The 1,107-nt window shown below is 61.1% G+C and carries 2 protein-coding genes; both read left to right on the top strand.

The window, feature by feature from the left end:
- Window positions 1–648 (top strand): amino acid ABC transporter permease (locus tag PDO_RS15525; RefSeq protein WP_007603741.1); only part of this gene is annotated, 648 nt, incomplete at its 5' end.
- Window positions 648–1,107 (top strand): amino acid ABC transporter ATP-binding protein (locus PDO_RS15520; RefSeq protein ID WP_007603740.1); only part of this gene is annotated, 460 nt, incomplete at its 3' end. The genes PDO_RS15525 and PDO_RS15520, both read left to right, overlap by 1 nt.

Here is a 1,107-nt window from a genome sequence, read left to right as displayed (position 1 = left end):
AATCTGCAGGTGATGATCGACAGCCTGCCCCAGCTTCTCTGGGGGCTGGTCGTTACGTTGCAGATCGGCGTAACCAGCATTCTGTGTGGACTGGCTGGCGGCTTGTTCCTCGCCGTCGCCCGCCTCTATGCCCCCGCCTTCGTCACGCTGCTGATCCGCGGCTATATCGACATCTTCCGCTCAATCCCGCTGCTCGTGCTGCTGATCATCGTCTACTACGCATTGCCGTTCGTCGGAATCCGTCTGTCGCCCTTCCTTTCGGCGGTGACCGCACTCTCGCTGGTATCAGCCGCCTATACCGCGGAGATCTTCCGGGCTGGCATCGAGGCGATCCCGCATGGCCAGTTCGAGGCGTCTGCTGCGCTTGGCCTATCCAACCGCCACACGATGATCGACGTGATCCTGCCGCAGGCGATCCGCATTGTCATCCCGCCGCTGACCAACAATTGCATCAACGTGATGAAGGATACAGCGCTCGCCTCCGTTGTCGCCATGCCCGATCTGTTGAAGCAGGCGACACAGGCCCAGGCGCTTTCCGCCAATCCGACGCCGTTGATCGGTGCAGCACTCATCTACATCGCGCTTCTCTGGCCGATGGTGGCTGTCGTCGCCCGCCTGGAGAAACACTACAGCCGGGGCAGACGCTGATGAACACGCCCGCAACACCGCTCATCTCGATCAAAGGCCTGACCAAGGCCTATGGCACCTTCACTGTTCTGCATGGCATCGATCTCGATATTTCAGAAGGAGAGGTCGTGTGCGTCATCGGACCCTCTGGCTCGGGAAAATCGACGCTGATCCGCTGCATCAACCATCTGGAAGCCTTTGCGCCTGAAAGCCGCATCACGGTAGACGGCATCCGCGTCGAGCCCGGTCCTGCACTCGCTAAGGTGCGCGCCGAGGTTGGCATGGTTTTCCAGTCCTTCAATCTTTTCCCGCATATGACCGTGTTGAAGAACGTCATGCTGGCACCAATGCGGGTGCGCGGCACGCCACCGGCGGAAGCCGAGCGAAAGGCGCGCGAACTGCTCGCCCGCGTCGGCATCTCCGAACAGGCAGAGAAGTTTCCCGGCCAGCTTTCCGGCGGCCAGCAACAACGCGTTGCGA

This window comes from Rhizobium sp. PDO1-076 (genome assembly GCF_000247475.1).
In the GTDB taxonomy this organism is placed as follows: Bacteria; Pseudomonadota; Alphaproteobacteria; order Rhizobiales; family Rhizobiaceae; genus Allorhizobium.
This window is presented reverse-complemented; position numbering and strand designations above follow the sequence as displayed.